Source organism: Microbacterium sp. Ag1 (assembly GCF_001005635.1).
Classification (GTDB): domain Bacteria; phylum Actinomycetota; class Actinomycetes; order Actinomycetales; family Microbacteriaceae; genus Microbacterium; species Microbacterium oxydans.
Genome location: NZ_LBCR01000025.1, coordinates 74,169 through 98,890 on the forward strand (window position 1 = coordinate 74,169; position 24,722 = coordinate 98,890).

The 24,722-nt window shown below is 67.9% G+C and carries 26 protein-coding genes; 12 read left to right on the top strand and 14 right to left on the bottom strand.

Annotated elements, in window-relative coordinates:
* Nucleotides 1–48: 48 nt before the first annotated feature.
* The 7 genes from secF to AAY78_RS04550 all read right to left on the bottom strand — a co-directional run bounded on the left by secF (nt 49) and on the right by AAY78_RS04550 (nt 6,373).
* On the bottom strand, nt 49–1,038 hold the full coding sequence (gene secF / locus AAY78_RS04520) for a protein translocase subunit SecF (protein WP_046747157.1): 990 nt from the start codon (nt 1,036–1,038) through the stop codon (nt 49–51).
* Entirely contained in the window at nt 1,038–2,786 is a 1,749-nt protein-coding gene (gene secD, locus AAY78_RS04525) for a protein translocase subunit SecD (protein WP_046747158.1), read from the bottom strand. The genes secF and secD overlap by 1 nt, the downstream gene beginning before the upstream one ends.
* Nucleotides 2,787–2,841: 55 nt before the next feature.
* Nucleotides 2,842–3,261 carry a preprotein translocase subunit YajC gene (locus AAY78_RS04530; RefSeq protein ID WP_375140915.1) on the bottom strand — a complete coding sequence of 140 codons (420 nt, stop codon included), beginning with the start codon at nt 3,259–3,261 and terminating at the stop codon, nt 2,842–2,844.
* A 72-nt stretch (nt 3,262–3,333) separates the two neighbouring features.
* Nucleotides 3,334–4,359, bottom strand: a complete 1,026-nt coding sequence (gene ruvB, locus AAY78_RS04535) for a Holliday junction branch migration DNA helicase RuvB (protein WP_046747160.1) — start codon at nt 4,357–4,359, stop codon at nt 3,334–3,336.
* On the bottom strand, nt 4,352–4,972 hold the full coding sequence (gene ruvA, locus AAY78_RS04540; protein WP_046747161.1) for a Holliday junction branch migration protein RuvA: 621 nt from the start codon (nt 4,970–4,972) through the stop codon (nt 4,352–4,354). The genes ruvB and ruvA overlap by 8 nt, the downstream gene beginning before the upstream one ends.
* A 9-nt stretch (nt 4,973–4,981) precedes the next feature.
* Nucleotides 4,982–5,566, bottom strand: coding sequence for a crossover junction endodeoxyribonuclease RuvC (gene ruvC / locus AAY78_RS04545; RefSeq protein ID WP_046747162.1), 585 nt, complete (start codon nt 5,564–5,566; stop codon nt 4,982–4,984).
* A gap of 45 nt (nt 5,567–5,611) precedes the next feature.
* Entirely contained in the window at nt 5,612–6,373 is a 762-nt protein-coding gene (locus tag AAY78_RS04550) for a YebC/PmpR family DNA-binding transcriptional regulator (RefSeq protein WP_046747163.1), read from the bottom strand.
* Between the two features lie 86 nt (nt 6,374–6,459).
* On the opposite strand from AAY78_RS04550, the gene AAY78_RS04555 reads away from it, so the two are divergent.
* A complete protein-coding gene (locus tag AAY78_RS04555; RefSeq protein WP_082108569.1) occupies nt 6,460–7,182 on the top strand; it encodes a dienelactone hydrolase family protein in 723 nt (240 codons plus the stop codon).
* 89 nt (nt 7,183–7,271) lie between these two features.
* Entirely contained in the window at nt 7,272–8,102 is an 831-nt protein-coding gene (locus tag AAY78_RS04560) for a phosphotransferase (protein WP_231589653.1), read from the top strand.
* Between the two features lie 9 nt (nt 8,103–8,111).
* Here the strand turns inward: AAY78_RS04560 and pdxT are convergent, their stop codons facing one another.
* Both pdxT and pdxS read right to left on the bottom strand, forming a co-directional pair.
* Nucleotides 8,112–8,723, bottom strand: a complete 612-nt coding sequence (gene pdxT, locus AAY78_RS04565) for a pyridoxal 5'-phosphate synthase glutaminase subunit PdxT (RefSeq protein ID WP_046747165.1) — start codon at nt 8,721–8,723, stop codon at nt 8,112–8,114.
* Nucleotides 8,713–9,606 carry a pyridoxal 5'-phosphate synthase lyase subunit PdxS gene (gene pdxS, locus AAY78_RS04570; RefSeq protein WP_046747166.1) on the bottom strand — a complete coding sequence of 298 codons (894 nt, stop codon included), beginning with the start codon at nt 9,604–9,606 and terminating at the stop codon, nt 8,713–8,715. The genes pdxT and pdxS overlap by 11 nt, the downstream gene beginning before the upstream one ends.
* An 89-nt stretch (nt 9,607–9,695) precedes the next feature.
* Between pdxS and AAY78_RS04575 the strand changes: the two genes are divergently transcribed.
* Together AAY78_RS04575 and pdxY are read left to right on the top strand one after the other, a co-directional pair.
* Nucleotides 9,696–11,003, top strand: coding sequence for an aminotransferase class I/II-fold pyridoxal phosphate-dependent enzyme (locus tag AAY78_RS04575; RefSeq protein ID WP_046747167.1), 1,308 nt, complete (start codon nt 9,696–9,698; stop codon nt 11,001–11,003).
* Nucleotides 11,004–11,049: 46 nt separating this feature from the next.
* Nucleotides 11,050–11,901 carry a pyridoxal kinase PdxY gene (gene pdxY, locus AAY78_RS04580; protein WP_046747168.1) on the top strand — a complete coding sequence of 284 codons (852 nt, stop codon included), beginning with the start codon at nt 11,050–11,052 and terminating at the stop codon, nt 11,899–11,901.
* A gap of 12 nt (nt 11,902–11,913) precedes the next feature.
* On the opposite strand, the gene AAY78_RS04585 is transcribed toward pdxY, so the two are convergent.
* The 5 genes from AAY78_RS04585 to AAY78_RS04605 all read right to left on the bottom strand — a co-directional run bounded on the left by AAY78_RS04585 (nt 11,914) and on the right by AAY78_RS04605 (nt 16,940).
* Nucleotides 11,914–12,456: a hypothetical protein gene (locus AAY78_RS04585; protein ID WP_156172611.1), complete on the bottom strand. Its 543-nt coding sequence runs from the start codon at nt 12,454–12,456 to the stop codon at nt 11,914–11,916.
* 20 nt (nt 12,457–12,476) lie between these two features.
* The gene (locus AAY78_RS04590; RefSeq protein ID WP_046747170.1) at nt 12,477–13,031 is read right to left on the bottom strand and encodes an HIT family protein; all 555 of its coding nucleotides are present in this window, start codon (nt 13,029–13,031) and stop codon (nt 12,477–12,479) included.
* Nucleotides 13,028–14,956 (bottom strand): threonine--tRNA ligase, encoded by a 1,929-nt coding sequence (gene thrS, locus AAY78_RS04595; RefSeq protein ID WP_231589656.1) that lies wholly within the window; start codon nt 14,954–14,956, stop codon nt 13,028–13,030. The genes AAY78_RS04590 and thrS overlap by 4 nt, the downstream gene beginning before the upstream one ends.
* Before the next feature lie 164 nt (nt 14,957–15,120).
* On the bottom strand, nt 15,121–15,786 hold the full coding sequence (locus AAY78_RS04600) for a response regulator transcription factor (protein ID WP_046747172.1): 666 nt from the start codon (nt 15,784–15,786) through the stop codon (nt 15,121–15,123).
* Nucleotides 15,783–16,940 carry a histidine kinase gene (locus AAY78_RS04605; protein WP_046747173.1) on the bottom strand — a complete coding sequence of 386 codons (1,158 nt, stop codon included), beginning with the start codon at nt 16,938–16,940 and terminating at the stop codon, nt 15,783–15,785. Before AAY78_RS04605 ends, AAY78_RS04600 begins: the two co-directional genes overlap by 4 nt.
* Nucleotides 16,941–17,105: 165 nt before the next feature.
* Here AAY78_RS04605 and AAY78_RS04610 point away from each other — a divergent pair, with 165 nt between their 5' ends.
* From AAY78_RS04610 to AAY78_RS04645, 8 genes are all read left to right on the top strand, one after another.
* A complete protein-coding gene (locus tag AAY78_RS04610) occupies nt 17,106–18,056 on the top strand; it encodes an alpha/beta fold hydrolase (protein WP_046747174.1) in 951 nt (316 codons plus the stop codon).
* Nucleotides 18,057–18,114: 58 nt separating this feature from the next.
* The gene (locus AAY78_RS04615) at nt 18,115–18,534 is read left to right on the top strand and encodes a DoxX family protein (RefSeq protein ID WP_046747175.1); all 420 of its coding nucleotides are present in this window, start codon (nt 18,115–18,117) and stop codon (nt 18,532–18,534) included.
* Between the two features lie 32 nt (nt 18,535–18,566).
* Nucleotides 18,567–19,919, top strand: a complete 1,353-nt coding sequence (locus AAY78_RS04620) for a cryptochrome/photolyase family protein (RefSeq protein ID WP_046747176.1) — start codon at nt 18,567–18,569, stop codon at nt 19,917–19,919.
* Between the two features lie 67 nt (nt 19,920–19,986).
* Nucleotides 19,987–20,592 (top strand): hypothetical protein, encoded by a 606-nt coding sequence (locus tag AAY78_RS04625; RefSeq protein WP_052748648.1) that lies wholly within the window; start codon nt 19,987–19,989, stop codon nt 20,590–20,592.
* A 116-nt stretch (nt 20,593–20,708) separates the two neighbouring features.
* Nucleotides 20,709–21,326: a copper resistance CopC family protein gene (locus AAY78_RS04630; RefSeq protein ID WP_046747177.1), complete on the top strand. Its 618-nt coding sequence runs from the start codon at nt 20,709–20,711 to the stop codon at nt 21,324–21,326.
* An 11-nt stretch (nt 21,327–21,337) separates the two neighbouring features.
* A complete protein-coding gene (locus AAY78_RS04635; RefSeq protein ID WP_046747239.1) occupies nt 21,338–21,871 on the top strand; it encodes a copper chaperone PCu(A)C in 534 nt (177 codons plus the stop codon).
* A complete protein-coding gene (locus AAY78_RS04640) occupies nt 21,871–23,097 on the top strand; it encodes a Dyp-type peroxidase (RefSeq protein ID WP_046747178.1) in 1,227 nt (408 codons plus the stop codon). The genes AAY78_RS04635 and AAY78_RS04640 overlap by 1 nt, the downstream gene beginning before the upstream one ends.
* A gap of 420 nt (nt 23,098–23,517) precedes the next feature.
* Nucleotides 23,518–24,705 carry a tyrosine-type recombinase/integrase gene (locus AAY78_RS04645; protein ID WP_046747179.1) on the top strand — a complete coding sequence of 396 codons (1,188 nt, stop codon included), beginning with the start codon at nt 23,518–23,520 and terminating at the stop codon, nt 24,703–24,705.
* The last annotated feature ends 17 nt before the right edge of the window (nt 24,706–24,722 follow it).

The following is a 24,722-nucleotide window of genomic DNA, read 5'->3' on the forward strand; positions in this document are numbered from 1 at the left end:
GATCAATCCTACGCGTGCTGTGCGGCACCGGCCCCGCTGAGGAACCGATCAGACCTCGACGGCCGCCCTGCTGCGAGCCTCTCGGATGCGGGCATCCCGTGCCTTCAGCTGCGGCTCGTTCTCGCGGAACAGCGAGTAGAGCGGAGCAGCCACGAAGAGCGTCGAGTAGGTGGCCACGAGAATGCCGACGAAGATCGAGAGCGAGATGTCGGTGAGCGACTCCGCGCCCAGCCAGAACGCGCCGATGAAGAGCACCGCGCCGACCGGCAGAGCAGCGACGACGGACGTGTTGATGGAGCGCACGAGTGTCTGGTTCACCGCGAGGTTGACCGACTCGCCGAACAAGCGGGCGGACTTCTCCCCGTCTTCGGTCGTGTTCTCGCGGATCTTGTCGAACACGACCGTGGTGTCGTACAGCGAGTACGCGAGGATCGTGAGGAAGCCGATCACGGCCGCCGGCGAGATCTCGAAGCCGGCCAGCGCGTAGATGCCCACCGTGATCACGAGCACGTCGAGGAGACCGATGATGGCCGCAGCCGACATCTTCCAGGTGCGGAAGTAGATCGCCAGGATCAGGAAGGTCAGGGCCAGGAAGATCGCGAGACCCCACAGCGACTGCTTGGTGACGTTCTCACCCCACGCGGGTCCGATGAAGGAGGAAGTGACGTCGGACGGATCGACGCCGTATGCCTTCGCCAGTGCCTCGCCGACCTGCTGGGTCTCGGCAGCGCTCATCTGGTCGGTCTGGACGCGGACGTCCTTGCCGCTGACGACGACGACCTTGGTCGCAGCGCCGGGGACGACCGATTGCACGGCTGTGGTCGCCGTCTCCTGATCGAGGCTGTCCGGCGCCTGCACGGTGAACTGCGATCCACCCGTGAACTCGATCGAGAACTGGATAGGACGGATGAGCGGCACCAACGCCGAGCCGACGACCAGGATGATCGCGATGATGAACCACAGACGGCGCTTGCCGACGAACGGGAAGGAGGTCTTCCCGGAGTAGAGGTTGTTGCCGAACTCATTCATGGAAGGCATCAGGCGTCTCCCTCACTTCCGGCTTTGGTGGATCTCTCGCCCGTGAGGGCCTCGGCGCGCTTGCGTTCGGCGATCGTCTGTCTGCGGTCGGCCTCGCCGCGGGACCGCGCGTTCTTCGCGCCCCGCCCGACCGACGCCGTGGTGACCTCTCGGTACTGCGAGCGGCTGCGGTACACGGCCCCGAGAGCTTCGGGATCGAGTCCGGACAGCTTGTGGCCGCCGCCGAAGAAGCGGGTGCGCGCGAGAAGTTGCATCACCGGGTGCGTGAAGATCACGAAGATGAACACATCGATGAGCGTCGTGAGTCCGAGCGTGAAGGCGAAGCCCTTCACCGTGGCATCGGCCAGGATGTAGAGGACGACCGCCGCGAGGATGTTGATCGACTTGGAGATGTAGATCGTGCGCTTCGCACGACCCCAGCCGTCCTCGACCGCCGCGGTGATCGACTTCCCGTCACGGAGCTCGTCTCGTATTCGTTCGAAGTACACGATGAACGAGTCGGCGGTGAAGCCGATGGACACGATGAGACCGGCGACACCGGCGAGCGAGAGGCGGAACCCGATTCGCCACGCCAGGATGCAGATGATGATGTAGGTGAGCACCGCCATCACCGCGATCGACGCGATGATCACCGACCCGAGCGCTCGATAGACGATCAGCGAGTAGATCGCCACCAGCGCGAGCCCGATGAGGCCCGCGATGAGACCGATCTGCAGCTGCTGCGTACCCAGCGTCGCCGAGATCGTGTCGGAGCTCTGCACCGTGAAGCTCAGCGGAAGGGCGCCGAACTTGAGCTGATCGGCGAGAGTGGTCGCGGACTCCTGCGTGAAGCTTCCGGAGATGCTGGGGCGACCATCGAGGATCTGCCCGTTCATCCGCGGAGCGCTGATCACGTTGCCGTCCAGCACGAAGGCGAACTGATCCCGCGGCGTGAGCCCGTCGATGCGGTTCTGGTTCAGGCGGGTGCTGACCTTGCCGAACGCATCGGCCCCGTCGCCGTTCATCGTGAGCTGCACCAGCCAGGCACCCGACTTCGGGTCGCGACCGGCCGAGGCGTCGGTGATGGCGGTGCCGTCGAGCTCTGCCGGTCCGAGGATGTACTTGGCGCTCCCGTCCGCCGAGCAGGCGATGAGCGGCTGGTCCTTCGGCGCCTTGGAGGCGTCGTTCTCCGGGTTCGCGCAGTCGTATGCCTGGAACTCCGCGGCCAGCTTGTCGGTGACCCAGGAGAGGTCGCTCGCGTCGGTCGGCTCGGCCGTCGGCGTCGAGTTCAGACCCGGATCCGGGCTGGGATACGGCGTCGAGTTGCCGTCCTCGCCCACGAACTCGTTGGTCGCCGCCGTCGTGTAGAGCACGGGACGGAACTCCAGCTGAGCACTGGACTGGATCCGCTCCCGCGTCTGCGCGTCGGCCTCACCGGGGATCTGGACGACGATGTTCTGTCCGCCCTCGGTCGTGATGTCGGCCTCGGCGACGCCGGACGCATCGACACGCTGCCGGATGATCGCCGCGGCCTGGTCGAGCTGCTCGGACGACGGAGCCGCTCCGTCCTCGGTCTCCGCACTCAGCACGATCTGTGTGCCGCCCTGCAGATCGAGGGCGAGCTCAGGTGTCCACGAGCTCGCGGCCTCCCCGTTGCTGTCCTTGAAGACGTACACACCCAGTGCGTTGATGCCGAAGAGCACGCCCGTCACGAGGAGCAGGCCGAGAAGGACCCGCCAGGCGTGACGGACGGGAGAGGATGAAGCCACGTGTGTTCAGCTTTCTGGAAGGACGGAGATCCGAGGGGCCGCGTCGGCCTCGGCGTTACTTGTCGTCGGCGTCGCGCTCGAGGCGAGCGCGGGTCTCCTCGGGGGTCTCGACAGCGGGAGCGACCGGCTCATCGGCGACCGGCTCCTCGACGACACGCTCCTCGACGATGTCGTCCGACGGTGCGTCGACGGCGGCATCCTTGGGCTCGACCACGCGCAGGATCGCCTGGCTGTGCACGTCGATGATGGTGCCGGGAGCGATCTCGACGAGCGCGGGGGTGTCGAGGTCGTCGGGGTCGTACGCGACGATCGTCCCGTAGATACCGCCCTGGAGGAGCACCTTGGCGCCCGGAACGGTCTTGGTGGCCTTCTCCTCCTGCTCGGCCTTCATCTGCTTCGTGCGCTTACGCGTGTTGAAGATCATGAAGACGAGGAGAACGGCGAGGAGGCCGAAGAGCAGGAATTCCATGGGCATGGGGGAAGCGCCTTTCTCAGGTGCACGCTCCAGCCTTTGGGCGCGCGAAGGTATCCGGGAAGTCTTCAGTGATTATAGGTCATCCAACTTAAGCATCCCGTCCGGATGCGCGACACCCAGGTGCGCGTACGCCTCCGGCATCGCCACACGGCCGCGGGGCGTGCGCCCGAGGAACCCGATGCGCACGAGGTACGGCTCGACCACGCTCTCCACGGTCTCGGCTTCCTCACCGACGGCGACAGCGAGCGTGCTGAGGCCGACCGGGCCACCGCGGAACCGCCGGACGAGCGCTTCGAGCACGGCACGGTCCAGGCGGTCGAGACCGATCGGATCGACGTCGTACAGATCCAGGGCCGCACGGACCTCGCGGATGGTCGCAACTCCCCCCGTGTGCACCAGCGCATAATCGCGCACCCGGCGAAGGAGGCGGTTCGCGATGCGCGGGGTGCCACGGGAGCGTCGGGCGATCTCGGCGAGCGAGTCGGTCGGGAGGTCGACGCCGAGCACGGCCGCGGATCGTGCGATCACCTGCTCCAGCTCGCCCACCTCGTAGAACTCGAGGTGACCGGTGAACCCGAAGCGGTCGCGGAGCGGGTTGGGCAGCAGCCCGGAGCGAGTCGTCGCGCCGACCAGGGTGAACGGCGAGAGTTCGAGCGGGATGCTCGTCGCTCCCGCGCCCTTCCCGACCATGATGTCGATGCGGTAGTCCTCCATCGCGAGATAGAGCATCTCCTCGGCGGAGCGCGCCATGCGGTGGATCTCGTCGATGAAGAGCACTTCACCGGGGACCAGGCTCGAGAGCAGGGCCGCGAGATCACCGGCGTGCTGGATCGCCGGGCCGCTGGACAGCCGGAGCGGACGTTCGCTCTCGTGTGCGACGATCATCGCGAGCGTCGTCTTCCCCAGGCCGGGAGGTCCCGCCAAGAGGATGTGATCGGCGGGACGACTCTGGATGCGGGCGGCCTCGAGGAGCAGCTGCAGCTGACCGCGCACCTTCTGCTGGCCCACGAACTCTCCGAGGCTCGTCGGCCGCAGGGCGCCTTCGATGGCGAGTTCGGTCTCGTCGGAGGGCTCGCCGGCGTCGAGGGGATCAGACACGCGCCTGGCCTCCCTGCGCCGGGCCGAGCAGGGCGAGCGTACGACGAAGCAGCGAAGCCACGGATGCGCTCTCCGCCTCCGTGGCATCCGCTGCCGTCTGGGCGGCGGCGTCTGCGGCGACCTTCTCCGACCAGCCGAGCCCCACGAGTGCCGCGGCCACCTGCGTGACGACATCGGCGCCGCCGCCCGCGGCGGGCTTCGCCGGAGCCGCGAACGCCTGCACCTTGCCGGCGAGCTGCAGTACGATGAGCTTCGCCGTCTTGGGGCCGATGCCGGAAACGCGTCGGAAGGGGGCGTCATCCTCCGCGGTGACGGCCTCGGCGATCTGATCGCTCGTGAGGTGCGAGAGCACGCCGAGTGCCGACTTCGGACCGACGCCGGTCACGCTGATCAGCAGTCCGAAGATCTCGAGCTCACCACGGTCGGCGAAGCCGAACAGCGACAGCGAGTCCTCACGGACGATGAGGCTGGTGTGCAGCAGCAGCTTCTCTCCCACCGTCGCGGTGTGCGCGACATCGGCGGGCACCGCGACCGCGAATCCGACCCCGCCCACATCGATGACGACCTGATCGGATGCCGCATGCAGGACGACGCCGTGCAGAGAGGAGATCATCCCCTCAGCCTACGGCGTCGCTCGTAGGTATGTTCGACCGACACGCTTCTCGGCCTCGGCCCAGGCACGCTGAGCGGGAGTCAGGGCCCCGGGGGCGGTCGCCGCTGCTCCCCCGCGGCGCCAGGCGTGGCAGAGGGCGATGGCCAGTGCGTCGGCGGCATCGGCCGGTTGCGGCAGTGCGTCGAGGCGCAGGATGCGGGCGATCATCGTCTGCACCTGCCGCTTGTCGGCAGCACCGTATCCGGTGACGGCGGCCTTGACCTCACTCGGCGTATGCGTGGCTGCGGGGAGCCCCGACTCGGAGGCGATCAGCAACGCGACGCCACTGGCCTGTGCGGTGCCCATCACCGAGTGCGTGTTCTGCTGCGCGAAGACCCGCTCGACGGCGACGGCATCAGGTCGATGCTCGGCGATCACGGCGCGGATACCGGCGGCCACGATCGAGAGACGCTCCCCGATCTCCGCTTCCGGCGAGGAACGGATCACCCCGACGTGCACGAGCGTTCCGCGGCGCGATCCGTCGACATCCACGACCCCCACACCGCAGCGGGTGAGACCGGGGTCGATGCCGAGCACACGCAGAGAGGAGGTCACTCCCCCAGGCTAGGCCGCCGATCCGACACTGGTCGCCCGGCGCGCCTAGGCGTCGTCGTTCTCCAGCTCCGCCTGGACCTCGGGACTCAGATCGAAGTTGGTGAACACGTTCTGCACGTCTTCACTGTCTTCCAGGGCATCGATCAGGCGGAAGATCTTGCGCGCGGTGTCGGCGTCGATCTCGACCTTGAGGTTCGGGACGAACTCGACGTCGGCGGACTCGTAGTCGATGCCGGCCTCCTGGAGCGCGCTGCGCACAGCCACCAGGTCGGTCGCCTCCGTGATCACCTCGAAGCCCTCGGCGTGCGGTTCGATCTCCTCCGCACCGGCCTCGAGCGCAGCCATCATCACGTCATCCTCGGTGGTGCCCTCGGAGCCGACGACGATGACGCCCTTGCGGCTGAAGTTGTAGGCCACGCTGCCGGGGTCTGCGAGCGTGCCGCCGTTGCGGCTGAGAGCCGTGCGAACCTCAGCGGCCGCCCGGTTCTTGTTGTCGGTCAGACACTCGATCATGAGCGCGACGCCGTTGGGGCCGTATCCCTCGTACATGATCGAGAGGTACTCGACGGCCTCGCCGCCGATACCGGCACCGCGCTTCACCGCGCGGTCGATGTTGTCCTTGGGGACCGAGGTCTTCTTGGCCTTCTGCACCGCGTCGAAGAGGGTGGGGTTGCCCGCCAGGTCCGGTCCGCCGAGCTTGGCGGCGACCTCGATGTTCTTGATGAGCTTGGCCCAGGACTTCGCGCGCCTGGAGTCGATGATGGCCTTCTTGTGCTTCGTGGTCGCCCACTTGGAATGCCCGGACATAAGTCTCCGCTCGTCGTATCCGCATGAGCTCGCGCTCAGCGCATCGTCCATTCTAACGAACGCCTCGGGTGGCGCAGGATGGGAGCATGCGCAGATCACGACACATCTCTCCCGCCCTCCGCTCGGCAGAGGTTCCTGACGGCGCACCGGCGCCCGCCGACACCCTGCGGTACCTGCTCCACCTCCCTGATGGCTACGACGATGATCCGCACCGGCTCTGGCCGCTCGTGCTCTTCCTGCACGGTGCAGGCGAACGGGGTTCCGACCTCGATCTCGCCGCCGTCCACGGTCCGCCCAGGCTGGCGGACGACGGGCAGGAGTTCCCCTTCATCCTCGTCACACCCCAGTGCGCCTCGGCGAGTCAATGGGTCGCCGAGCTCTCGACGCTGGCCGCACTGATCGATGAGGTGAGCTCCACACACAGGGTCGACGAGGAGCGCGTTTCGGTGACAGGACTCAGCATGGGCGGTTTCGGCACCTGGTCGCTCGCGGTGCGCTACCCCGATCGATTCGCGGCCATCGCACCGATCTGCGGTGGCCTGTGGATGCAGAGCGCCGCTCCGATCCGCGCGATCCCCTCCTGGGCGTTCCACGGCGACGCGGACGACGTCGTGCCGATCGCCGCGACAGAGCAGATCGTCGACGAGCTGCGGGCCCTCGACGCTGACGTGCGTTTCACCCGGTACGCGGGCGTCGGTCACGACTCATGGACCGAGACGTACGAGAACCCCGAACTCTATGAGTGGATGCTCTCCCATCGGCGCGGAGTCGAACGCGACGGACCCGGCGTCGAGAAGACAGCACGATGACGACGGGAGCAGATCGGCTCCGGCCCGACTGGCATACGCTCCCGAAGCCACTTCGATCTCGGATCATCTCCGCGATCGGGGGTGATCTCATGCAGGAGGCCCCAGCCCATGGCGGCTTCAGCGCCTCCTACGCCGGCGTCGTCACGACCACGACGGGGCGCGCATTCGTCAAGGCCTGCGGTGCGGATTGGCACGCGGACTCGCTGCACTTCCTCAGCGAGGAGATGCGCACGCTCTCGCATCTGCCGACCGCCATTGCCCCACGACTCCTCGGAGCCATCGACGACCCGACGGGTACGGCGCTCGTGATCGAGGCGATCGACGGCCGCCACCCCGGCCAGCCGTGGACGACGGCGGACCTGCACGCCGTAGCCAAGGCCCTGCGCGTGCTGTCGACCACCCCTGCGCCTTCGCATATGCCTCGAGCAGAGGCTGTCATGATCCCCGGTTTCACCAGGTGGACGGAGATCGCTGCGGATCGGGGAATGCGCGAGGCGCTCCCCCATGGCCTCCCCGCGCGGATGCCGGCGTTGCTGCGCCTCGAGGAGAGCTTCCGCAGCGCGGTACACGGCGACGTCATCGTGCACGACGATGTGCGCGCAGACAACATCCTGATCAGCGCTGGACGGGCACACCTGCTGGACTGGCCGCACGCGCGCAGGGGCGCCGCGTGGATCGACCTCCCCTGTCTGCTCCCCAGCATCGAGGCATCCGGAGGCCCCGCCTGCGAGGAGGCGTGGGCTGTGTTCGAAGAGCACGGCGCACCACCTCAAGCTGAGCTGCTCGCCGTGATCTCCGCCTTCGCATCGTTCCTCTGGTTCCAGCAGGCGCAACCCGATATCCCGCAGCTCCCCGGCCTGCGGGAGTTCCAGCGCGCGCAGGCGATGCCGGCTCTGCGGTGGCTCTCGGGCCTGATCTGAGCCGACGATCTACCGCGCCGCAGCGCGGCGACGTGCGTCTGCGCGAGCGAGAAAGCGCTCGTGGAACCTCGTCTCTCCCGTGATCTCCGGGTGGAAGCTCAGACCGAGCAGGTCGCCCTGCTCCACGGCGACCACGCGTCCATCGGGCAGGGACGCCAGCACGTCGGCCCTCGGACCGACCGACTCGACAACCGGTCCGCGGATGAACGCTGCGGACACCGGATCCGCGCCGAGTGCGGGAACGTCGAGTCGCGCTTCGAAGGATTCGACCTGACGGCCGAAGGCGTTCCGGCGCACGACGACATCCAGCCCTCCGAACGACTCCTGTCCCTCGATGGCGTCGACGATCTCGTCGGCGAGCATGATCAGTCCCGCGCACGTGCCGAGGACCGGCATGCCTGCCGCGATGGCCTCGCGGATGGGCTGCTGCATCCCGAAGACGCGCGACAGCTTGTCGATCACGCTCGACTCGCCGCCCGGGATGACGAGCCCGTCGACCGATGCGAGGTCGTCGGGGCGTCGCACCAACGCCACGTCGGCACCGAGACTCGAGAGCAGGGCGGCGTGCTCGCGCACGTCGCCCTGCAGCGCGAGCACACCGACCCTGGTGTTACCAGCCACGCTCGGCGAGACGGTGCGGCGCGGGAAGGTCGCTGACGTTGATGCCCACCATGGCCTCACCCAATCCACGCGAGACCTCGGCGATGACCTTCGGGTCATCGAAGAAGGTCGTCGCCTTGACGATCGCCTTCGCCCGCTCCGCAGGGTTGCCCGACTTGAAGATCCCCGATCCGACGAACACGCCGTCGGCGCCGAGCTGCATCATCATGGCTGCGTCCGCAGGCGTCGCGACACCACCGGCCACGAACAGCACGACGGGAAGCTTGCCGGTCTCGGCGATCTCGGCGACCAGCTCGTACGGTGCCTGCAGTTCCTTGGCCGCCACGAACAGCTCGTCCTTGGGCAGGGACGTGAGAGCCGCGATCTCGCCGCGGATCTTGCGGATGTGCTTCATCGCCTCGGAAACGTCGCCGGTTCCCGCCTCACCCTTGGACCGGATCATGGCTGCGCCCTCGTTGATGCGGCGGAGCGCCTCACCGAGATTGGTCGCGCCGCAGACGAACGGAACCGTGAAGCCGTACTTGTCGATGTGGTTCACGTAATCGGCAGGCGAGAGGACCTCCGACTCGTCGATGTAGTCCACGCCGAGTTCCTGCAGCACCTGCGCCTCGACGAAGTGACCGATGCGCGCCTTGGCCATCACGGGGATGGACACCGCATCGATGATGCTGTCGATCATGTCGGGGTCGCTCATGCGGGAGACACCACCCTGCGCGCGGATGTCGGCCGGGACGCGCTCGAGCGCCATGACGGCGACGGCTCCGGCGTCTTCGGCGATCTTCGCCTGATCCGCCGTGACGACGTCCATGATGACGCCGCCCTTCAGCATCTCGGCGAGACCGCGCTTGACGCGCGGCGATCCGGTGGTTGTCTGGTCTGCCATGGGAACTCCTGTCGGATGCACCGAAGTCGGGTTTGATCTAGATCAAACATAGCACTGTCCGATTCGACCTAGAATCGCTGAGGAGGACCATGAGCGACCAGATCACAGGCACCACCGCAGCGGACATCGCCGACAGCGTGCGCTCCCTGCGCGACCGCGGAATCCTCCGCCCCGGCAGCGTCCTCCCCCCGGTGCGGGAGCTCGCCGCCACGCTCGGCGTCAACCGGAACACCGCCGTCGCCGCGTATCGTCAGCTCGCCCAGGCGGGGCTCGTGCTGTCTCGCGGACGAGCAGGGACCATCGTCGCCGGCTTGGAGGCAGTGGCGCAGGAAGGCTATGCCCCCGACACCGTCCTCCGCGACATCGGCACAGGGAACCCCGACCCCCGCCTGATCCCCGATCCTGCACCGGCCCTGATGACCATCGCCTCCCGCCCTGTGCTCTACGGCGAGCCCGTGATCGATCGCGGACTCGAGGAGTGGTCGACGCGCTGGATCTCGCGCGACCTCGACGGCGTCGACTTCCGTATCACCGTGACCAGTGGAGCGGTCGACGCCGTCGAGCGGCTGCTCGCCCAGGCGCTGATGCGCGATGACGCCGTCGCCCTGGAGGATCCCTGTTTCCTCGCGAGCATCCACACGGTGCGGCTGGGCGGCTATCGCGCGGTTCCCGTCCCCGTCGACGCCGAGGGCATGACCGTCGACGGTCTGCGAACCGCGCTGGAGGCGGGCGTCCGTGCCATCATCTGCACGCCGCGGGCGCAGAATCCGACCGGCGCGAGCCTCACCGCTTCCCGGGCCGCCGAACTCCGTGCCGTGCTCGCCGACCACCCGTATGTGCTGATCATCGAGGACGACCACTTCTCGATGCTCTCGCAGCGACCGTACGAGTCGCTCATCGGACCCGAGCATCGCCGGTTCGCCCTCGTACGCTCTGTCTCGAAGTTCCTTGGTCCGGACATGTGCCTCGCGATCGCAGCGACGGACGCGGAGACCGCCGAGCGCCTCGCGATGCGGCTGAGCCCCGGAACGACATGGGTGAGCCACCTGCTGCAGCGTCTCGCCCTTACACAGCTGACCGACGAGACGGCGATGTCGGAGGTGGCAGCGGCTGCGGAGCACTACGCGCAGCGCAACGCCGCCTTCGCCGAACGACTCCGAGCGAGCGGTATCGAGGCCACGGTGTCCGACGGCATGAGCCTGTGGGTCGAGTTCTCCCAGCCGGCTCGGACCATCGCCGACCGCCTCATGCGCCGCGGATGGCTCGCCCGCACCGGCGACGACTTCGCGCTCGATGAGAAGGCGGAGCCCTCTCATCATCTGCGTCTCACCGTGCATGACCTGTCCGGCGATGAAGCAGAGTCGCTGGTCGCAGACCTCGTCGCCGCCGGGCGATGACCACACCTCGCGGGCACCGGCCCGCCCTGAACGAAAGAGTCGGAGAATGAAGATCCTCTCCATCCAGTCAGCCGTTGCCTACGGGCATGTGGGGAACTCGGCCGCCGTGTTCCCGCTGCAGCGCATCGGCGTCGAGGTGCTGCCCGTCTACACCGTGAACTTCTCCAACCACACCGGCTACGGCGCCTGGCGCGGTCCCCTGATCGCCCCGGGTGACGTCCGCGAGGTCATCACCGGCATCGAGGAACGCGGTGTCTTCGGCCAGATCGACGCCGTTCTCAGCGGCTACCAGGGTGGAGAGGGCATCGGGGACGTGATCATCGACGCCGTCGCACGAGTGAAGGCGTCGAACCCGAACGCGGTGTACGCCTGCGACCCGGTCATGGGCAACGCGAATTCGGGATGTTTCGTCGCCCCCGCGATCCCGGTGCTGCTGCGTGAGCGCGTGGTTCCCGTCGCCGACATCATCACCCCGAACCAGTTCGAGCTCGGCTTCCTCACCGACACGGAGCCTGACACGCTGGAGTCCACTCTCGCGTCGGTCGATCTCGCGCACGCGATGGGTCCGCGCACCGTGCTCGTCACCAGTGTCGAGCGCCCCGATCGCGAAGAGGGGACGATCGAGATGCTCGCCGCCGATGAGAAGGGTGCCTGGCTCGTGCAGACCCCGCACCTGCCCATGAAGGCGAATGGTTCCGGGGACGTGACCGCCGCGCTCTTCACTGCGCACTACGTCGAGACCGGCAGCGCCAAGGTCGCGCTCGAGCGCACGGCGTCCAGCGTGTACGACCTGCTCAAGGCGACGCTCGAGTCCGGAGAGCGCGAGCTGCAGCTCGTCGAGGCCCAGGAGTTCTACGCGAACCCGCGGCTGCAGTTCACGGCGCGACAGGTGCGCTGAGCCGGGCGTCCGTCATCCGGTGGGGATGGGCAGCTCGCGATACGCGGCGAGCCAACCGGGGTGGTCATCGGGGCAGAGATACTTCATGCCTGAGATCGCCAGGCCTCCGAGCATGAAAGGCAGACCGGGGTCGCTCTCTTCGAACGCATTCGACCAGGAGCCGATGATCTCGGAGGAATCGATGTGGTCACCGACCTTGCCCGCATCGACCCTGTGCTCGGACTCGATCGCGACGAGGCAGACGTCGATCGTGAGCTCGAGGCTCATCCAGGCGACGTCCTCATCGGGTATGCCTGCCCAGACTCCGCTCTCGATCACGTCGTCGACCAGCGCCTGCTGTGCCGGGGTCTTCGGAGAGAGGCGTCCCTCGTTCTCCGCGAACCCCTGGGCGAGGTAGAAGGCGCGCCCCTCGTCCTCTACGCTCGTCGGTGCCGCCGTCGGTGCCGCCGTCGGTGTCGCCGTCCGCTGGGGATCGGGCTGCGGTGCACAGGCGGCCATGGATGAGGCGACGCCGAGGACGATCGCTGCTGCGGCGATGCGATGCCGGAGAGCCATCGGGTTCAGCACACCGCGAGTCACGCGTTCGGGCGAGGCCAGGCGTCAGCCACGGCTTCGCGCACCTCGCCCAGCAGCTGCGGGAGCGCCTTGGTCTTCGCGATGATCGGGAAGAAGTTCGCGTCCGACGTCCACCGCGGCACCACGTGCTGGTGCAGGTGGGCGTCGACGCCGGCCCCCGCCACGGCGCCTTGATTCATGCCCAGGTTGAAGCCGTCGCAGCGCGAGACCTCGCGCAGCACGCGCATCGCCGTCTGGGTGAGCGCGCCGATCTCGGCGACCTCCTCCGGCGTCGCCTGGTCGTAGGTGGCGATGTGACGGTAGGGGCAGACCAGGAGATGGCCGGAGTTGTACGGGAAGAGGTTCAGCAACACGTACGCCGTCTCGCCGCGTGCGACGACCAGCCGCTCGGCATCCGGGAACTTCGGTGCCTCGCAGAACGGGCACTCTTCGCGCAGAGGCTCCGGTCCCGCCTGGATGTACGCCATCCGGTGCGGGGTCCACAGTCGCTGGAACTCGTCCGGCACCCCGGCGAGGCGTCCGGCATCCTCCAGCGGCTGCTCCCCGTCGGTCACGCCAGGTCCCCTGCTGTCTGCACGAGGGCGTGGGAGTCGATGGCCGCGCGGATGCGCGCTACGGCGTCCGCGATCGGTACACCGTTCTCCTGCGCCCCGTCGCGGTAGCGGAAAGAGACGGTGCCAGCGTCGCGGTCCTTCTCCCCCGCGATCAGCAGCAGCGGCACCTTGCCGGTCGTGTGCGTCCGGATCTTCTTCTGCATGCGATCGTCGGACGTGTCGAGCTCGGCACGCACGCCCTGAGAGCGCAGTGTGTCGATCACGTCGCCCAAGTAGTCGGCGAAGTCGTCCGCCACCGGGATGCCCACGACCTGCACGGGAGACAGCCACACCGGGAAGTCACCCGCGTAGTGCTCGAGCAGGATCGCGAAGAACCGCTCGATCGAGCCGAACAGCGCGCGGTGGATCATGATCGGGCGCTTCTTCTGCCCGTCCTTGTCCATGAACTCGAGGTCGAAGCGCTCCGGCAGGTTCGGGTCGACCTGCACAGTCGAGAGCTGCCAGGTGCGACCGATCGCATCACGCGTCTTGAGGTCGATCTTCGGGCCGTAGAACGCGGCCTCACCGGGGACCTCTGTGAGCTTGAGCCCTGACGCCACCGCGACACGGCGCAGCGCGTCGGTCGACGACTCCCAGAACTCGTCCGAGCCGATCCACTTGGACTTCTCGTCGTCCTTCATCGACAGCTCGAGTTCGAAGTCGGTCAGACCGAAATCGCGGAGCATCGAGAGGATGAAGTCGAGGACCTTGGCGACCTCGGCCTCGAGCTGGTCGGGCGTGACGAACAGGTGCGAGTCGTCCTGGGTGAAGCCTCGCACGCGCGTGAGACCGTGCAGTGCGCCGGAGAGCTCGTTGCGGTAGACCGTGCCGTTCTCCGCGAAGCGCAGCGGGAGGTCGCGGTAGCTCCGGGCGCGCTCCTTGTAGATGAGGATGTGCATCGGGCAGTTCATGGGCTTCAGGTAGTAGTCCTGGCCCTGCTTGGTGATGTTGCCCTCGTCGTCGCGCTCCTCGTCCATCACGATCGGCGGGAACATGCCCTCCTTGTACGTGACGAGGTGGTTCGAGGTGAGGAAGAGGTCTTCCTTCGAGATGTGCGGGGTGTACACGTAGGTGTATCCGCCCTCGATGTGGCGCTTGCGCGCGTGCTGCTCCATCTCACCGCGGATCACGCCGCCGCGCGGGTGCCACACGGACAGGCCCGACCCGATCTCCTCGGGGAACGAGAACAGATCGAGTTCCTTGCCGAGGCGGCGGTGATCGCGCTTGGCTGCTTCCTCGAGTCGGTGCTGATACGCGCGGAGCTCGTCCTTGGTCGGCCACGCGGTGCCGTAGATGCGCTGCAGCTGCGGGTTCTTCTCACTGCCGCGCCAATACGCGGCAGCGATGCGGGTGAGGTCCCATCCGTTGCCGATCATGCGCGTATTGGGCAGGTGCGGTCCGCGGCAGAGGTCCTTCCAGACGACCTCGCCGTCACGGGTGGTGTTGTCGTAGATCGTCAGCTCGCCCTCGCCGACCTCGACAGAGGCGCCTTCGGCGACCTCCTTGCCCGGGCCCTTGAGCCCGATGAGCTCGAGCTTGAACGGCTCGTTCGCGAGCTCGGCGCGGGCCTCCTCGTCGGTCACGACACGGCGGACGAACCGCTGGCCCTCGCGGACGATGCGCTGCATCTCCTTGGTGATGGCCTTTATGTCCTCCGGCGTGAACGGGGTCTCCACGCCGAAGTCGTAGTAGAAGCCGTCGGTGATGGGCGGGCCGATCCCGAGGTTCGCCTGCGGGTTGATGCGCTGCACCGCCTGCGCCAGCACGTGGGCAGCCGAGTGACGGAGGATGTTCAATCCGTCCGTGCTGTCGATCGTGACCGCCTCGACCTCGTCGGTCTCGGTCACGGTCGTGGCGAGGTCCTTGAGCTCGCCGTTGACGCGCATCGCGACGACGTTTCGGTCAGTGAACAGGGCGAAGCCGTCATTCGGCCGGGCGTTTTCAGGCACAGAAACTCTCTCCATCTGGGTCGATACCCAGGTTACTCGCATGATCCCGTCGTCCTGACCGCCACGAGCATGTCCGGCCCCGTCGTCTCACGGGAGGCCGTTCACGCCCCGGGGATCACGACTCCCGACTCGTAGGCACGGATCACCAGTTGGGCCCGATCGCGCGCCTGCAGCTTGGACATGATGCGATTCACATGGGTCTTCGCGGTGTGGGGTGAGATCACGAGTGCTTCGGCGATGTCCTGGTTCGAATCGCCCCGCGCCACGAGGAGCAGCACCTCACGCTCGCGGTCGGTGAGCTGTCGCAACGGCTCATCGTGCCATGCTTCAGCACGCGGGAGCTGCGGCAGCACCGAACGCTCGATCAGCGAACGAGTCGCCGCCGAGGAGAGGAGCGCATCCCCCCGGTGCACGACCCGCACGGCGTCGACGATCTCCTCCGGCTCCGCTCCCTTGCCCACGAAGCCGCTGGCGCCGGCTCGAAGGGCTGCCACGACATAGTCGTCCTCCTCGAAAGTCGTCAGGATGAGCACGCGGGTCGCCGAGGACGGGGACGAACCCGTGATCTGGGCGGTGGCCGCGATCCCATCGAGCTCAGGCATCCTGATGTCCATCACGACGACATCGGGGCTCGACCGGCGCACCTGCGCGACGGCGTCTCGCCCGTTCGCCGCTTCGCCGATCACCTCGACGCCGCCGTCGATCAGGATGTCGCGAACGGCCTGGCGAACCAGCGGCTGGTCATCGACCACGAGCACACGGATCATCGCTGACCTCCTTCCAGCGGAATCCGCACATCCAGTCGGAACTCCTCGCCGACCCTGCCGGTATGCACGTCGCCGCGAACGGCGACGACGCGCTCGCGAAGCCCTCGTAGCCCGTGACCCCCTGACGCGGCAGGAGCCCCCGCCTCATCTACCGCGGGATTGACGATGGTGAGTCGGAGCGAGTCCTGCTCAGTGCGGATCCGGACGAGCGCCGCGTCACCTGCCCCGTGCTTGTGGGCGTTCGTCAGACCTTCGAGGATCACGAGGAACGCGACGTGGTCGCTTGCCGGCGACAGCTGCGGTCGATCCGGGTCGTCCTGCAGCTCGATACGGAGCCCCGCCTCGCGGAACTGCGCGACCAGAGCGTCGAGGTCGGCGAGTCCCCGCTGCGGGCGCAGATCACGGACGTCCTCAGAATCGTCGGACCGAAGAAGTGCCATCAGTCCCCCGATGTCGGCGAGAACCGTGCGCGAGGAACGACGGATCGTGCTCAGCGCCTCCCGCGCCCGCTCCGGCCGGAGGTCCAACGCGGATGAGGCGACGCCGGCGTTCAGACTGATGACCGAGATCTGGTGCGCCACCACGTCATGCAGGTCGCGAGCGATGCGCACCCGCTCCTCGGCGACCCGACGTCGCGCTTCCTCCTCGCGTCCCTGCTCCGCACGTTCCGTGCGTTCGGTCATCGCGATGACGAATTCCCTGCGAGACCGGGTGGCGTCGCCCAGCGCGCCGGCGAGAGCGACGATGAACACGAACTGCAGCGCGCGGGCGTCCCAGAGATCGCCGCCGAGCGGGATCGCACTGACGAAGAACACGATCGCCGTCGCCGCGCCGACGGCAGTGACCCCCACGAGACGCCCGCGCCGATCCACGGTGGCGAATGCACTGATCGCCACAGCGATGAGCGCACTCGGTGACACCACTCCGGCGAACGCCAGGAACACGGCGCATGCCAGGCTGACGCCGAGCGTGAAGAGCGGGAAACGGCGACGGAGCAGCATCGCGGCCGCCGGCAGGAGCGCGACCACCATCAGCCATCCGTCCGCGCGGAAGCCGTCGTCGGGGAACGGCGACACGGCGAACAGCGTCACGACGAGCACGGCGAGCACGTTGCCGAACAGCGACGCGATTCGTGGAGGACGAGCTGCCGACATCACACCAGTATTCCGCGCACCGTCGCGCCGGGGATCCCCCGGCGGGATGAGACGGGATACCGCGATCGCGGTACACGAATGCCCACGGCACGACGATGCGGTAGCGCACGCGCATCGGAAAGCTGGAAGGGAGGCTGCACACGGAGTGCACTCGGAGAGGTCTGCATGAACAAGCACGTCAAGAGAACGCTCATCGCGGTCGCCTCCGTCATCGGGGTGGTCGCGCTGGGCCTTGCGACGACCACCGTGGGAAACGTGGTCGCGACCGCGGTCGAACAGGATCGCATCGAACCCTACGGGCAGAAGGTCGCTGTGGACGGTCGGGAGATGAACGTGCTGATCGTCGGCGAGGGCGCGGAGGACGTGGTGCTTCTTCCCGGCTTCGGCACCGCATCGCCCGTCCTCGACTTCGAGCCGCTCGTCGCCGAGCTCGCGCAGGACCATCGCGTGATCGTGGTGGAGCCCTTCGGCTATGGGCTGAGCGACGGTACGGATCAGCCGCGCACCACCGAGAACATCGTGAGCGAGACCCACTCCGCCCTGCAGCAGCTCGGGGTCGACGAGTACGTGCTGATGGGGCATTCCATCGCGGGCCTCTACGGCATCCAGTTCGCGAATCGCTATCCCGACGAGGTGCGGGCGTTCGTGGGGATCGATAGCAGCGTCCCCGGCCAGCCGGGCTCCGACACGGAGCTGCCGGTCGGGCTGTTCGGCGCTGCGAAGAACCTCGGACTCGCTCGTCTCGTCGCCTCGATTCGCGGCACGGGGTACGACGAGGCCGTCTACTCCGAAGAAGCACGCGCGCAGATCGCCCTGCTCACCGATCGGAACACGCTGAGCCCGACCTACCTGAACGCGATGTCACTGCTCCCCGTGAACTTCCGAGACGCACTCGGAACGACGTTCCCCGAAGACCTTCCCCTGCTGCTGTTCGTCGTCTCCGACAATCCGACCGTGCCCACGTGGCTGCAGGTGCACGAGGAGCAGGCCGCAACCGTCGCGGATGGCACCGTCGTGCCGCTCGACGGCGGGCACTACCTCCATCACACCCACACTCCGCAGATCGTCGATGCGTTCCGCTCCTGGGAGCGCGAGAGGCCGTCCCTCGTGGAGTGAGGCGGAACTCACAGCGGACGTCATCCGCGCACCGGGGAGCATCACGTAACGTGAACGGATGGACAGAGCAGTCGCACGATGGATCCTGGCGGTCGCGCTCGGCGCGATCGGGGTCGGCCACTTCCTCAGCACCCGCGGATTCCGTGTGGTCGTGCCCGATTGGGCCACCCGCCTGACTCGACTCGACAAGGACACGATCGTGATCGCCTCGGGCGCCGCCGAGATCGCGCTCGCCGCAGGACTGCTCGTGCTCCCGAAGGGACGCCGCCGCATCGGCTGGGCGACCGCCGCGTTCTTCGTCGCAGTGATGCCGGGCAACGTCCACCAGTGGCGGACCAAGCGGTCGACGCCGGGACTCGACACGGATGCACGACGTCTCGGCAGGCTCTTCCTGCAGCCGCTCCTGGTCCTGTGGGCGCTGTGGTCCACAAGCGACTCGACCCCACGCGGCCGACGCAGCCGCCGGCGTCGCGCGTGACCCGAGATCGCGCACTCCAGGAGAATGACATCATGACGTCCCCCTCGCTCGTATGGTTCCGAGATGATCTCCGGCTCGCAGACAACCCGGCGCTTCGGGCTGCCATCGACCGAGGGGAACCGGTGCTCGCGCTCTACGTGCTCGACGAGGAATCCCCCGGTGTCCGACCTCTCGGCGGTGCGGCCCGCTGGTGGCTCCACCATTCGCTCGCGTCGCTCGGGGAGCGCCTGCGCGAGCGTGGCGGTGATCTCGTGCTGCGCCGCGGCGCCGCCGAGCGTGTCGTGCGCGAGCTGGTTTCGGAGATCGACGCGAAAGCCGTGTTCTGGAACCGACGGTACGGCGGCGCCGAGCGCGAGATCGATTCGTCTCTGAAGACCGCCCTGCGGGCGGATGGGATCGAGACCGTCTCGTTCGCGGGCTCCCTGCTGCACGAGCCGTGGACTGTGACGACGGGCAGCGGAACGCACTACTCCGTCTACACGCCGTTCTGGCGCGCGTGCCTCTCTCTTCCCGCCCCCCGCGCTCCCTTTCCGGAGCCCCGCTCGATTCCGGGCGTGGGCGATGCACCCGCATCCGATGACCTCGACGACTGGGGTCTGCTGCCCACCCGGCCCGACTGGGCAGGCGGACTTCGCGAGGCCTGGGAACCCGGCGAGCCCGCGGCGCGACGACGTCTGCGTCGGTTCCTCGACGAGGACCTCCGGGACTACGACCGGGCGCGGGACGAACCTGCCGCCGGAGCCACGTCGCTGCTGTCTCCGCACCTCCGCTGGGGGGAGATCAGTCCCTTCACGGTATGGCAAGAGGCTGTCGGCGTCGAGGGGGCGGGCGGGTTCCTCTCCGAGCTGGGGTGGCGCGAGTTCGCCTGGCACACGCTGTACCACTCCCCCGATCTCGCCACCGAGAACCTCCGTCCGGAGTTCGACGCCTTCCCCTGGCCGCCGCTGGACCCCGCGCACCTGGACGCCTGGCAGCACGGCGAGACAGGTGTACCGCTCGTGGATGCCGGGATGCGCGAACTCTGGCACACCGGCTACATGCACAACCGGGTGCGGATGGTCGTCGCCTCTTTCCTGGTGAAGAACCTGCTCATCGACTGGCGCCGCGGAGAGGAGTGGTTCTGGGACACGCTGGTCGACGCCGACGAGGCGAACAACCCGTTCAACTGGCAGTGGGTCGCAGGCTCGGGCGCCGATGCGGCGCCGTACTTCCGCGTGTTCAACCCCGAGCTCCAGGCGAAGAAGTTCGACCCCCAGAACCTCTACATCTCCCGTTGGGCAGCCGACGCTCCCACAGAGCCGATCGTCGACCTCGGCGAGACGCGGAAGGCTGCGCTCTCCGCATACGACGTCGTGAAGAGAGCGCCGAAGTCACCGCGCGAATGAGCTGAGAGCGGACGCGGCGCTGCGGCATGCGATGAGGTGTCCGCGCCGTCCATGCCAGACTGGTGCCGTGACCGAGTCCAGGAAGCCAGCCGTCATCCGCGGCTTCGCTGCTTCCTCCCTGGCGATCTTCGTCGCCCTCGCCGGTCACGTCACCGGCGGAGGGCAGATGCCGGGGCCGCTCGGCATCCTCGTGCCGTGGGTGTTCTCATTCATGATCTGCGTGCTCCTCGCCGGGCGGTCGCTCTCGCTGATCCGCCTCGGGCTGTCCGTGGCGATGAGCCAGTTCCTCTTCCACACGCTCTTCATACTCGGCACGGTCACGCCGTCCGGCGTCTCGACACCACACGTGCACGGCGGCCCTCTGGTGATTCCCCCGACGACGGGCATTCCGGCGGAGGTGAGCGCTGACGCGTCCATGTGGGTCGGACACGCTCTCGCCGCCGTGCTGACGATCGCGGCGCTGTACCGCGGTGAGCGCCTGCTCATCGCCGTGCGGGATCTCGCCGCTCAGCTCATCCGGTGGGTGCGTCGGCGTGTCGATCACGTCCTCGTGCTCCCCGGTATCGACGTCGTCGATGCGTTTCCCGGGCGGTTCGACGTCGATGAGGCCACCAGCCTCATACTTCTCGCGACTCTCAGAGGTCGTGCACCCCCTCTCGCCGCTGCGATCTGATCCGCGCCCTGGGCCCACCGGCCCCGTGGTGCGTCACCGCCGCGCGCTCGATGCGCGCGGGTTCTGAACGCATGCATGAACGTCGCGCACGCGACGTCTGATGAGAGGCCATTCCCATGTCCCCTGTCCGCAGGATTGCGGCCGGGCTGGCGTTGGCGACGGTCGCGACCCTCGCGATCGCCACACCCGCGTCTGCCCACGACCAGCTGGTATCCAGCACTCCGGCCGCCGATGAGCAGTTGGCATCCGCCCCCGGAAGCATCACGATGACGTTCTCCGGCGAGCTCCTGATCCTCGACGAATCGCTGACCGGGGCCGTCGTCCTGGTCGTCGACGCCTCGGGAAAGGACTGGGTCGCCGGCGACGTCACCGTCGCCGGGCGCACCGTCACGGCCCCGCTCGCTCCCGAGATGCCTGTCGCGGGCTACCAGGTGCGCTGGCAGGTCGTGTCGGAGGACGGCCACCCGATCGCGGGCGTCATCCCCTTCACGGTCGGCGATGCCGAGCCGATGCGGGCCCCGACGGCCGGCGGCTCGACAGAGAACCCTCCGGCATCCGCAGGACAGTCGGATCAGACCGCAGCAGATTCCGGCGGCATCCCCAGGGTGCTGCTCATCGGCGCAGGCGGGGCGACGATCGCCGTCCTCGTCTTCGTCGCCATTCGATTCCTTCGCCGTCCTCGGACGGCAGCCGCACCGCCGGAAGCCGGCGGTTCCGCGGCAGATGACCTGTGAAAGACACCATCATGAACACCACGAAGAACCTTCCCCGTCTGGCAGCTGTGATCGCTGTCTCCCTCCTCGCACTCACGGGGTGCACTCCGGAGAGCACTCCGACCGAATCGGCGCCCCGCCCGGCCGGCGAGACCGTCACCATCGAGGATGCCTGGGTCAAGTCGGCCGACGAGGGCATGTCGGCAGGATTCGGCACACTCGTCAACAGCGGAGACGACGATGTGACCGTCGTCTCCGTCGCGTCCGAGGCGTCGAACATGCTCGAGCTGCACGAGACTGTCGAGAACGAGGCCGGAGAGATGGTGATGCGCGAGAAGGACGGCGGCTTCATTATTCCCGCCGGTGGGAGCCTCCCTCTGGAACCCGGCGCCAACCACATCATGATGATGGATCTGACGGGTCCCCTCACCGCAGGCAGTGACGTCACCTTCACCCTGACCTTCTCCGATGACTCGACATTCGAGTTCACCGCACCTGTCAAGGATTACTCCGGTGCAAACGAGAACTACGAGGGCGGCGACATGCAAGACGGCTCGGGGCAGTGATGTCGGCGCCCGCTGAGGGCGCCCGCTCCCGTCGCACCGGGTCGACCCGGCGACAGTTCCTCCTCGGAGGAGCTGTCGCCGGCGTCGGCGCGGTCGCGGCGGTCGGAGTGGATCTCGCCCTGAACGACCAGAAGGACGACGCGAAGCCGGTCGCCGCTCCGATGAACGGCGACCAGACGGTGCCCTTCTTCGGCACGCACCAGGCCGGTGTCGACACCGCGGCACAAGCTCACGGTGTTTTCGTGGGCCTCGACCTCCATGATGACGTGGACCGCGAAGGGCTCGTCCGCCTGATGCGGATCCTGACGGACGATGCGGCCCGGCTCACACAGGGGGTCCCCGCCCTCGCCGATTCCGAGCCGGAGCTGGCCCTCGCCCCGGCACGGCTGACCATCACCTTCGGCTTCGGCCCCGGCCTGGTCGCCCGCACAGGCAGAACGAGCCCGACGTGGCTCGCGCCTCTGCCGGCGTTCGGTGTGGATCAGCTGCGGCCGGAGTTCTCGGACGGCGACCTTCTGATCCAGATCGCCGGTGACGACCCGCTGACGGTCGCGCACGCGACGAGGATGTTGTTGAAGGATGCCCGTGGGTTCGCGAGCATCCGATGGACCCAGCAGGGCTTCCGTCGCGCCTACGGTACAGAGCGCCCAGGGACGACGATGCGCAACCTCTTCGGGCAGGTCGACGGCACCACCAACCCCGAACCGGGAACGGCGGACTTCGACGGGGTCGTGTGGAGCGCGGACGGGTGGCTGGCGGGCGGCACGGGCATTGTGCTCCGCCGCATCCGGATGGACCTTGACAAGTGGGACCGGCTGGACCGCGGCGGTCGGGATGCCTCCGTGGGGAGGACCCTCGCCAACGGGGCACCACTGACCGGGACGGAGGAGTTCGACGAACCGGACTTCGAGGCCAAGACATCGATCGGGTTCCCCGTGATCCCGCAGTTCGCGCACATCCGGCGCGCGCGCGGCGATGGCAGCGAGAGGATCTTCCGCCGCGCGTACAACTACGACGAACGTCCGGTCGGCTCCGAAGTCTCCGAGTCCGGGCTGATCTTCATCTCATTCCAGGCCGACATCGAGCGGCAGTTCATCCCCATGCAGCGTCGACTGGACGAGCTCGACCTGCTCAACGAATGGACGGTCCCGATCGGGTCCGCGGTGTTCGCCATCCCGCCCGGATGTACGGAGGGCGGGTACATCGGGGAGACGCTTCTCGCGTGAGCCGGCGGCGGATGTCGGGTCGACGAACGGATGCAGAGCCTGAAGCCTGGTTCGGGCCCGACATCCGTTCATCGGTCCGACATCCTCGCACTCCGGCCTGAGGGGCAGCGTGGAACACAAAAAAACCCCCGGGAGAACCGGGGGTTTCTGTCTGTGCGCGATACTGGGATCGAACCAGTAGCGCGCACTCGTGCGCGCGCGCGTAATAGAGGGGACCGAACCCGCGTTAATCCGCCCATTCTGGGCGTTACTGGCACGCTACACTGTCCCTAACGAACCCAAACGGGGACTACCGCTGTTGCACGTTATTGCACGGCGGGAACAGAGCGACGGCCCCGCGGATGCCACCGCGAGGCCGTCAGAGGCCGATAGGAAGGATCGACCCATGCACGACATTACCGACGCCCGAAAGGCCGACCGATGAGCCGTGAGGCGTGGGGCGCTCTCCGCCGCCTGCCGTCGAAGCGCTGGCAAGCATCGTTCATCGTTGACGGCGTGCGGCACACCGGCCCCACGACGTTTGAGACGAAGGGTGCCGCCCGCGCCTATCTCTCGCGCACTCAGGCCGAGATAGCCGCGGGTACCTGGCTGAGCAAGGAGGACGCCGCCGCCGCCCGTCAAGCCGCCGCCGCCGAACGTGCCGCCGCCGAACGTGACGCCGAACGCCGCACCCTGCCGTTCTCCGCGTTCGCAACCGACTGGCTGAGCAAGCGCTACAGCGCGAGCGGAAAGCCGATCCGCGAGACGACGCGAGCCGAGTACCGTCGTCTACTCGATGACCCACTCGCTCCCCTGGCTGACACGCCGGTGTCGGCCATCGACCGCGCCGCCGTTGAGGACTGGCACGCCGCCGCGCTCGCGACGGGCAAAGTCACGCAGACGGCCCGCGCCTACGCCCTACTGTCATCCGTGCTCCGCTCCGCCGTGTCGCGCGGCCTGCTAGCCGAGGCCCCCGAGCCGATCCGCGGCGCGGCATCCGCGACGACCGGAAAGCCGGTCAAGCCGCCGACTCCCGAGCAACTGGCCGCGATCATCGACGCGATGCCCGAGCGCCTGCGGTCGTTCGTCATCGTCGCGGCGTGGTCCGGCCTGCGCTCCGGCGAGATGCGGGAACTCCGGCGCGGCGATGTCGTCGTGACGCGCGAGGCGGGCGCGGTCGTCAGCGTCGCTCTCCGCGTCTCCCGAGGCGTGACGCACACGACCGGCGGCGGTGCCATCGTCGGCGCGCCCAAGACGGGCGCGGGCGTGCGCGTCGTCCCGCTCCCCGCCGTCGCCTACCGGCCCCTGCTGTCGCACATGGCCGAGCGCGTGCCGCTGAACCCCGACGCCCTGCTGTGGCCTGCGGCTGACGGCGTTGCGCACCTACGGCAATCGACGTTCGCCCGGCACTGGAAGAACGCCCGCGAGGCGGCGAAGCGGCCCGATCTGCCGTTGCACGGGCTCCGCCACTACGCCGCGAGCCACTACAGCGCCGCGGGCGCTACGTCGCGTGAGGTGGCCGACCGGCTCGGGCAAGCATCGGAGGGCATTGCACTCCGGTACACGCACGGCACAGGCCGCGAGGCGGCTCTAGTCGAAGCTCTCGACGCCGCCGCCCTCACGGCGTAACCGCAACGCGTTGGACC